Origin of the sequence: Salmonella sp. SSDFZ54 (assembly GCF_004010735.1) — a bacterium.
Lineage (GTDB): Bacteria > Pseudomonadota > Gammaproteobacteria > Enterobacterales > Enterobacteriaceae > Salmonella > Salmonella enterica.
On record NZ_CP034823.1, the window covers coordinates 1 to 9,337 of the forward strand.

The 9,337-nt window shown below is 43.7% G+C and carries 8 protein-coding genes; 4 read left to right on the forward strand and 4 right to left on the reverse strand.

What is annotated here, in order from left to right; translation table 11 throughout:
- The first annotated feature begins 723 nt into the window (after positions 1-723).
- Both EOS97_RS26475 and EOS97_RS26480 read left to right on the forward strand, forming a co-directional pair.
- Positions 724-2,022, forward strand: a complete 1,299-nt coding sequence (locus EOS97_RS26475) for an ATP/GTP-binding protein (RefSeq protein WP_063109619.1) — start codon at positions 724-726, stop codon at positions 2,020-2,022.
- A 4-nt stretch (positions 2,023-2,026) separates the two neighbouring features.
- Positions 2,027-2,464: a hypothetical protein gene (locus tag EOS97_RS26480; protein ID WP_052918195.1), complete on the forward strand. Its 438-nt coding sequence runs from the start codon at positions 2,027-2,029 to the stop codon at positions 2,462-2,464.
- A 234-nt stretch (positions 2,465-2,698) separates the two neighbouring features.
- On the opposite strand, the gene EOS97_RS27345 is transcribed toward EOS97_RS26480, so the two are convergent.
- Entirely contained in the window at positions 2,699-2,815 is a 117-nt protein-coding gene (locus EOS97_RS27345) for a replication initiation protein (protein ID WP_127836229.1), read from the reverse strand.
- A 631-nt stretch (positions 2,816-3,446) separates the two neighbouring features.
- On the reverse strand, positions 3,447-3,641 hold the full coding sequence (locus tag EOS97_RS26495) for a Rop family plasmid primer RNA-binding protein (RefSeq protein WP_001041631.1): 195 nt from the start codon (positions 3,639-3,641) through the stop codon (positions 3,447-3,449).
- A 1,757-nt stretch (positions 3,642-5,398) separates the two neighbouring features.
- Between EOS97_RS26495 and EOS97_RS26505 the strand changes: the two genes are divergently transcribed.
- Both EOS97_RS26505 and EOS97_RS26510 read left to right on the forward strand, forming a co-directional pair.
- Positions 5,399-6,697, forward strand: coding sequence for an ATP/GTP-binding protein (locus tag EOS97_RS26505; protein ID WP_063109619.1), 1,299 nt, complete (start codon positions 5,399-5,401; stop codon positions 6,695-6,697).
- 4 nt (positions 6,698-6,701) lie between these two features.
- Positions 6,702-7,139, forward strand: a complete 438-nt coding sequence (locus EOS97_RS26510) for a hypothetical protein (RefSeq protein ID WP_052918195.1) — start codon at positions 6,702-6,704, stop codon at positions 7,137-7,139.
- A gap of 234 nt (positions 7,140-7,373) precedes the next feature.
- Here EOS97_RS26510 and EOS97_RS26515 read toward each other — a convergent pair whose 3' ends face one another.
- Positions 7,374-7,487 (reverse strand): replication initiation protein, encoded by a 114-nt coding sequence (locus EOS97_RS26515; protein WP_072101919.1) that lies wholly within the window; start codon positions 7,485-7,487, stop codon positions 7,374-7,376.
- Positions 7,488-8,123: 636 nt separating this feature from the next.
- Positions 8,124-8,318, reverse strand: a complete 195-nt coding sequence (locus tag EOS97_RS26530; protein WP_001041631.1) for a Rop family plasmid primer RNA-binding protein — start codon at positions 8,316-8,318, stop codon at positions 8,124-8,126.
- Positions 8,319-9,337: the final 1,019 nt, after the last annotated feature.

Sequence of the window (9,337 nt, forward strand, 5' to 3'; positions counted from 1 at the left end):
TTGTTAAAAATTTCGCTGTGCTATCTACATAAAAGGCCATGTTGCTTTCCTTACATAAACTAAGTTAGGGACCGAAGCTTGCATGCTTCGGTGGTTATTGTTTTTTCTTTTCCCGATTAATTGGGATCTTAAACATTCCCCCGTTAGGACGGGTTATCCGTTTGCCCTTTACCGTTATGTAAGGGCGAAAAATGTATGCCTGAGGCTCGTCCGTCTGCATGTTGCATTTCCTATTTTCCACATGAATGTTGATTTTTGCTATCAAAATTGTACTGTAGCAACCAACAGATCTTGTGGCTGGCTTTATCAAAGCACTTGAGGTGGTACTCGCCGCATTTGCGTATTTGTTACGGGTTAGTTCTGGTGGTACAGGCTAACCCACTTACTTCAACAATTTTTGCTTCCTCATTCATGTTTCACTCCCTACGTATTTTTTACAGTGTCAGCGCCACTCAACGCGACAAAAAAAAGGAACCATCCCCACCCAGATACCGAGTGAAAAGCCAGCACTGCTGAGCTAATCACTGAGGCAAATGGGACCATTTGGTATAGAAAAAACTTCATATACACCTCTTTTTAAGCTGGTCGTTAACTTATCTACTCATAATGTGCTGTCTATTGGACCCTTTTGTTGTTTTAGTACGGGGTTATGCTATTCTTAATCTAGAATTTTGTCAATATTGTGCAATTTTTGAGTTTAAGGGTGTTGTTAGGGGTGTTCTTATGATGGTTAACTTTAGTCTTTCAAACGCATTTTCCTTCATGGAAGCTCAAAATATGAGCATGTTGGCGGTGTCGTCATCGAAAGACGATATAAACTTGGCTAATGTAGTGTCAGTAAGGGATGAGCGGATACTGAAGTCTGCTTTGATTTTCGGAGCTAACGCTAGCGGAAAATCTAATCTCATGAAGACAATATCTTTAATGAAAGATATTGTCCTGCATTCTGTGCAAGCTATCGAAAGTGGCATTACGAAGAATGTAGTCCCTTTTTTACTTGATGAGGCGGGGCCTACTAAACCATCTGAAATGGAAATGACTTTTATTGCGGATGGGATTAAATACAGATACGGATTATCTTTATTTCAAGGGAAGATAAAAGAAGAGTGGTTGTACTACACGCCAAAAACAAGGGAGACTATTCTCTTTGAGCGAGATGGTCAACTTATTGAAATAAATAAAGCAGCATTTAGCGAGTCAAATCTTTTTATAAAGGATGGGGTCATTCAGAAGACAAGAGAAGATGTTCCCTTTGTTTCTGTTGTTGCTGGATTTAATGGGGAGCACTCAAAGCGTGTTGTGAATTGGTTTAGTAATGTGGTATTTCTTTCTGGTTCTAACGAAGGAATGTTTACTGGAATTACCATGAAGCTTATAAATGAATCTGAAGATTTTAAAGCTTGGCTAAAAAAAATATTACCAGCCTTTCAGATTAATGATATTTATCTTGATGAAGTTGCGCCTGAATTTCCGTTTGGCAACATAAAAACAGATGATGATAATTTAAAAAATTTATTCAGCTCGATTCAGAATTTTGCAAAAAATCAAAAAGTATTTTCTCTTAGAGTCGTGAAAAAAACTGCTAATGGGGAGATTTCGGTTCCCATTGATTTTGAATCAGAGGGGACCAAAAAGATAGTCTATCTCCTTGGGCCTATTTATAACGCCATGATTAACAATAACTTATTATTGGTTGATGAGTTCGATTCAAAGTTCCATACCCTTTTATCTAAGTTTTTATTTAGGATATTTCATGCGCAAAGTGAAGGGTTTAGCCAAGTAATCGCTGCAGTTCAGGATGTTAATTTAATGAATACTGATTGCTTTAGACGAGACCAAATTTGGTTTGTTGACAAGGATGTAAAGTCAGGGAGTAGCCATCTTTATTCTTTGGTTGAGTACAAAGAGAAACAAAGATCATTGAAGCCATCATATGGGAATGATTATTTATCAGGTGCTTTTGATGCAATCCCGTTATTTGATAATCTTAATGAATTTGAAAAGCTAATGCCTGAGGGATGATTATATGCCAAAGAGAGGCAAAAGCATTCGAAGCTCTTCGAGGAATGAGGAAACAAAACCTTCAAAGAGCACAGCGAAAACGACTGATAGATTTATATCTATTAGTTTTAAGCATTTTCATAACGTCGATGATGTTGGGCAGTCCATAAATACATGGAAAGATGATGGTAGCCTACCTGATCTCATTGAAAAATTGGTTTATCTAACGGCGAATGGAATCACTAAAGTGATTTCTGACGGTGTGTTTACTAACTACACTCGATTTCCTGAGTCAGCTGTAAACGATTTTAGATGCCCAGATGAGATATCCTCTGATGAGGATTGGGGGGTTATAAAAAACATTGGCGGGCAGAAAAGAAGAGTCGCCGGATTTCTGAGAGATAATGTGTTCTATATCGTGTTTTTTGATAGAGATCATCGCTTCTGGAAGAGTCAAAAATAGATGAGATACAGTTGTATTGTATGTTAAGAAAAGATCTTCTTGAGATTGTGATGCTCTCGTCGTAATCTCTTGCTCTGTAAACGAAAAAACCGCCTTGGCGGGCGGTTTTTCGACGGTTCTAAGAGTTGGCGCTCTGTGAACCAAGGTAACTGGCTTATGAGGAGCGCAGTAACCAAATCTGTTCTTTCAGTTTAGCCTTAACAGGCGCATAACTTCAAGACTAACTCCTCTAAATCAGTTACCAGTGGCTGCTGCCATTGGCGTTTTGTCGTGTCTTTCCGGGTTGGACTCAAGTTGATAGTTACCGGAAAAGGCGCAGCGGTCGGACTGAACGGGGGTTCGTGCATACAGTCCAGCTTGGAGCGAACTGCCTACCCGGAACTGAGTGTCAGGCGTGGAATGAGACAAACGCGGCCATAACAGCGGAGTGACACCGGTAAACCGAATGGCAGGAACAGGAGAGCGCACGAGGGAGTCACCAGGGGGAAACGCCTGGTATCTTTAAGTCCTGTCGGGTTTCGCCACCTCTGACTTGAGCGTCGGTTTTTGTGATGCTCGTCAGGGGGCGGAGCCTATGGAAAAACGCCAGCGGCGCGGCCTTCCTCCTGTTCCTGGTCTTTTGCTCACATGTTCTTTCCGGCCTTATCCCCTGATTCTGTGGATAACTGTGTTACCGTTTTTGTGTGAGTCAGTACCGCTCGCCGCAGTCGAACGACCGAGCGTAGCGAGTCAGTGAGCGAGGAAGCGGAAAAGCGCCTGGACATGCATTTTCTCCTTACGCATCTGTGCGGCATTTCACACCCGGCATGGCGTACTTTTCATACAATCCGCACTGATGCCGCATGGTTAAGCCAGTATACACTCCGCTATCGCTACGTGACTGGTTCAGGGCTTCGCCCCGAAACCCCCTGACGCGCCCTGACGGGCTTGTCTGCTGACGAAAACGCCCACGGGAAAGCCGTGACCGCCTCCGTCAGCTTCGTTATGTTCCTGTTTCACTTTCGGCCTCAAAGCGAATCTGGATGCTGTTCTGGAGTTCTTCTGCGAGTTCGTGCAGTCGTTCGCACATGGCCGCCTGTTCGTCGGCATCCAGAGCATCCAGTTTTTCAAGCAGTGTCAGGCTCTGGCTTTTGATAAATCGCGCCATATTCAGCGCAGTTTGTTGTTGTTTGTTCACCTTCCGTTGTTCTCCGTCAGTTCCGGGTGTCGGGGGGACCCTGAGCAGGTGGTAATTGTAAGACGTTGCGGGCGACGGTATTACAATTGCACATCCTGTCCTGTTTCTTTAGGACGTATCATGGCACAGCATATCAACTGATAAATAATCCCTGTGCAGTGCAGCCGCTGTTGCATAAAATTTCGCTCTGCGTCGAGTGTTTCTTAATCAATAATTCCGCTGATACTCCGGAAAAACGCGAGTCTGTTCTCATGCCCGAAATGCCCACACCCCACGCAAAAACAATTTTTTGCTGATTTTTCTTTATAAATAGAGAGTTATGACAAATTAGTTCTTCTTGCTCTCTTTGTGATATTTAAAAAAGCGGTGTTGGCGCAGCTACAACACCGCGCCGACACCGCTTTTTAGGGGTGGTACTGACTATTTTCATAAAAAACATCATCTTATATTAGGGGTGCTGCTAGCTGCGCGGTGTGTTTTTTTACAGGACGCCCCTGGGGGCGCTGCCAGGGGTGTCTGTTCAGATATGTAGCAATGAGTCAGGGATTCACGAACTGAAAATGTCCGAAAATGTGTCTCATGGGCACTGTATGCGCCCAAACCGATCGTCATTCACTTTCATGCATAGCTATGCAGTGAGCTGAAAGCGAGCCTGACGCATTTTTCCGGTTTACCCCGGGGAAAACATCTCTTTTTGCGGTGTTTGCGGCAGAATCGCGTTCAGCGCGTTTTAGCGGTGCGCGCAATCGGATGTTATGGTAAATCCAGCTGATTGGCAGGTATAAAAAAGCCGTCCGTAGACGGCCTAGTAAGTTACTTCGTCTTTGTCATCACTACCAATTCCCATCGGATGTCACCTGGGACATTATGCTGCCTATGATTTTGCGGTGGCAAAGGATCATCTTTATTGCACGTCACTTCATCACCACAGTTCGTGCAGCGGTAAATGCCGGAAGCCGGACAAGTATTTCCCGGCTTATAGTAATACCGCCATACACTCCCTTCAGGCTCGGTTGTTTTTGTTAAAAATTTCGCTGTGCTATCTACATAAAAGGCCATGTTGCTTTCCTTACATAAACTAAGTTAGGGACCGAAGCTTGCATGCTTCGGTGGTTATTGTTTTTTCTTTTCCCGATTAATTGGGATCTTAAACATTCCCCCGTTAGGACGGGTTATCCGTTTGCCCTTTACCGTTATGTAAGGGCGAAAAATGTATGCCTGAGGCTCGTCCGTCTGCATGTTGCATTTCCTATTTTCGCCACATGAATGTTGATTTTTGCTATCAAAATTGTACTGTAGCAACCAACAGATCTTGTGGCTGGCTTTATCAAAGCACTTGAGGTGGTACTCAAGCGCCGCATTTGCGTATGGTTTGTTACGGGTTAGTTCTGGTGGTACAGGCTAACCCACTTACTTCAACAATTTTTGCTTCTCCTCATTCATGTTTCACTCCCTACGTATTTTTTTACAGTGTCAGCGCCACTGAGCATAAACGCGACAAAAAGGAACCATCCCCACCCAGATACCGAGTGAAAAGCCAGCACTGCTGAGCTAATCACTGAGGCAAATGGGACCATTTGGTATAGAAAAAACTTCATATACACCTCTTTTTAAGCTGGTCGTTAACTTATCTACTCATAATGTGCTGTCTATTGGACCCTTTTGTTGTTTTAGTACGGGGTTATGCTATTCTTAATCTAGAATTTTGTCAATATTGTGCAATTTTTGAGTTTAAGGGTGTTGTTAGGGGTGTTCTTATGATGGTTAACTTTAGTCTTTCAAACGCATTTTCCTTCATGGAAGCTCAAAATATGAGCATGTTGGCGGTGTCGTCATCGAAAGACGATATAAACTTGGCTAATGTAGTGTCAGTAAGGGATGAGCGGATACTGAAGTCTGCTTTGATTTTCGGAGCTAACGCTAGCGGAAAATCTAATCTCATGAAGACAATATCTTTAATGAAAGATATTGTCCTGCATTCTGTGCAAGCTATCGAAAGTGGCATTACGAAGAATGTAGTCCCTTTTTTACTTGATGAGGCGGGGCCTACTAAACCATCTGAAATGGAAATGACTTTTATTGCGGATGGGATTAAATACAGATACGGATTATCTTTATTTCAAGGGAAGATAAAAGAAGAGTGGTTGTACTACACGCCAAAAACAAGGGAGACTATTCTCTTTGAGCGAGATGGTCAACTTATTGAAATAAATAAAGCAGCATTTAGCGAGTCAAATCTTTTTATAAAGGATGGGGTCATTCAGAAGACAAGAGAAGATGTTCCCTTTGTTTCTGTTGTTGCTGGATTTAATGGGGAGCACTCAAAGCGTGTTGTGAATTGGTTTAGTAATGTGGTATTTCTTTCTGGTTCTAACGAAGGAATGTTTACTGGAATTACCATGAAGCTTATAAATGAATCTGAAGATTTTAAAGCTTGGCTAAAAAAAATATTACCAGCCTTTCAGATTAATGATATTTATCTTGATGAAGTTGCGCCTGAATTTCCGTTTGGCAACATAAAAACAGATGATGATAATTTAAAAAATTTATTCAGCTCGATTCAGAATTTTGCAAAAAATCAAAAAGTATTTTCTCTTAGAGTCGTGAAAAAAACTGCTAATGGGGAGATTTCGGTTCCCATTGATTTTGAATCAGAGGGGACCAAAAAGATAGTCTATCTCCTTGGGCCTATTTATAACGCCATGATTAACAATAACTTATTATTGGTTGATGAGTTCGATTCAAAGTTCCATACCCTTTTATCTAAGTTTTTATTTAGGATATTTCATGCGCAAAGTGAAGGGTTTAGCCAAGTAATCGCTGCAGTTCAGGATGTTAATTTAATGAATACTGATTGCTTTAGACGAGACCAAATTTGGTTTGTTGACAAGGATGTAAAGTCAGGGAGTAGCCATCTTTATTCTTTGGTTGAGTACAAAGAGAAACAAAGATCATTGAAGCCATCATATGGGAATGATTATTTATCAGGTGCTTTTGATGCAATCCCGTTATTTGATAATCTTAATGAATTTGAAAAGCTAATGCCTGAGGGATGATTATATGCCAAAGAGAGGCAAAAGCATTCGAAGCTCTTCGAGGAATGAGGAAACAAAACCTTCAAAGAGCACAGCGAAAACGACTGATAGATTTATATCTATTAGTTTTAAGCATTTTCATAACGTCGATGATGTTGGGCAGTCCATAAATACATGGAAAGATGATGGTAGCCTACCTGATCTCATTGAAAAATTGGTTTATCTAACGGCGAATGGAATCACTAAAGTGATTTCTGACGGTGTGTTTACTAACTACACTCGATTTCCTGAGTCAGCTGTAAACGATTTTAGATGCCCAGATGAGATATCCTCTGATGAGGATTGGGGGGTTATAAAAAACATTGGCGGGCAGAAAAGAAGAGTCGCCGGATTTCTGAGAGATAATGTGTTCTATATCGTGTTTTTTGATAGAGATCATCGCTTCTGGAAGAGTCAAAAATAGATGAGATACAGTTGTATTGTATGTTAAGAAAAGATCTTCTTGAGATTGTGATGCTCTCGTCGTAATCTCTTGCTCTGTAAACGAAAAAACCGCCTTGGCGGGCGGTTTTTCGACGGTTCTAAGAGTTGGCGCTCTGTGAACCAAGGTAACTGGCTTATGAGGAGCGCAGTAACCAAATCTGTTCTTTCAGTTTAGCCTTAACAGGCGCATAACTTCAAGACTAACTCCTCTAAATCAGTTACCAGTGGCTGCTGCCATTGGCGTTTTGTCGTGTCTTTCCGGGTTGGACTCAAGTTGATAGTTACCGGAAAAGGCGCAGCGGTCGGACTGAACGGGGGGTTCGTGCATACAGTCCAGCTTGGAGCGAACTGCCTACCCGGAACTGAGTGTCAGGCGTGGAATGAGACAAACGCGGCCATAACAGCGGAGTGACACCGGTAAACCGAATGGCAGGAACAGGAGAGCGCACGAGGGAGTCACCAGGGGGAAACGCCTGGTATCTTTAAGTCCTGTCGGGTTTCGCCACCTCTGACTTGAGCGTCGGTTTTTGTGATGCTCGTCAGGGGGGCGGAGCCTATGGAAAAACGCCAGCGGCGCGGCCTTCCTCCTGTTCCTGGTCTTTTGCTCACATGTTCTTTCCGGCCTTATCCCCTGATTCTGTGGATAACTGTGTTACCGTTTTTGTGTGAGTCAGTACCGCTCGCCGCAGTCGAACGACCGAGCGTAGCGAGTCAGTGAGCGAGGAAGCGGAAAAGCGCCTGGACATGCATTTTCTCCTTACGCATCTGTGCGGCATTTCACACCCGGCATGGCGTACTTTTCATACAATCCGCACTGATGCCGCATGGTTAAGCCAGTATACACTCCGCTATCGCTACGTGACTGGTTCAGGGCTTCGCCCCGAAACCCCCTGACGCGCCCTGACGGGCTTGTCTGCTGACGAAAACGCCCACGGGAAAGCCGTGACCGCCTCCGTCAGCTTCGTTATGTTCCTGTTTCACTTTCGGCCTCAAAGCGAATCTGGATGCTGTTCTGGAGTTCTTCTGCGAGTTCGTGCAGTCGTTCGCACATGGCCGCCTGTTCGTCGGCATCCAGAGCATCCAGTTTTTCAAGCAGTGTCAGGCTCTGGCTTTTGATAAATCGCGCCATATTCAGCGCAGTTTGTTGTTGTTTGTTCACCTTCCGTTGTTCTCCGTCAGTTCCGGGTGTCGGGGGGACCCTGAGCAGGTGGTAATTGTAAGACGTTGCGGGCGACGGTATTACAATTGCACATCCTGTCCTGTTTCTTTAGGACGTATCATGGCACAGCATATCAACTGATAAATAATCCCTGTGCAGTGCAGCCGCTGTTGCATAAAATTTCGCTCTGCGTCGAGTGTTTCTTAATCAATAATTCCGCTGATACTCCGGAAAAACGCGAGTCTGTTCTCATGCCCGAAATGCCCACACCCCACGCAAAAACAATTTTTTGCTGATTTTTCTTTATAAATAGAGAGTTATGACAAATTAGTTCTTCTTGCTCTCTTTGTGATATTTAAAAAAGCGGTGTTGGCGCAGCTACAACACCGCGCCGACACCGCTTTTTAGGGGTGGTACTGACTATTTTCATAAAAAACATCATCTTATATTAGGGGTGCTGCTAGCTGCGCGGTGTGTTTTTTTACAGGACGCCCCTGGGGGCGCTGCCAGGGGTGTCTGTTCAGATATGTAGCAATGAGTCAGGGATTCACGAACTGAAAATGTCCGAAAATGTGTCTCATGGGCACTGTATGCGCCCAAACCGATCGTCATTCACTTTCATGCATAGCTATGCAGTGAGCTGAAAGCGAGCCTGACGCATTTTTCCGGTTTACCCCGGGGAAAACATCTCTTTTTGCGGTGTTTGCGGCAGAATCGCGTTCAGCGCGTTTTAGCGGTGCGCGCAATCGGATGTTATGGTAAATCCAGCTGATTGGCAGGTATAAAAAAGCCGTCCGTAGACGGCCTAGTAAGTTACTTCGTCTTTGTCATCACTACCAATTCCCATCGGATGTCACCTGGGACATTATGCTGCCTATGATTTTGCGGTGGCAAAGGATCATCTTTATTGCACGTCACTTCATCACCACAGTTCGTGCAGCGGTAAATGCCGGAAGCCGGACAAGTATTTCCCGGCTTATAGTAATACCGCCATACACTCCCTTCAGGCTCGGTTGTTT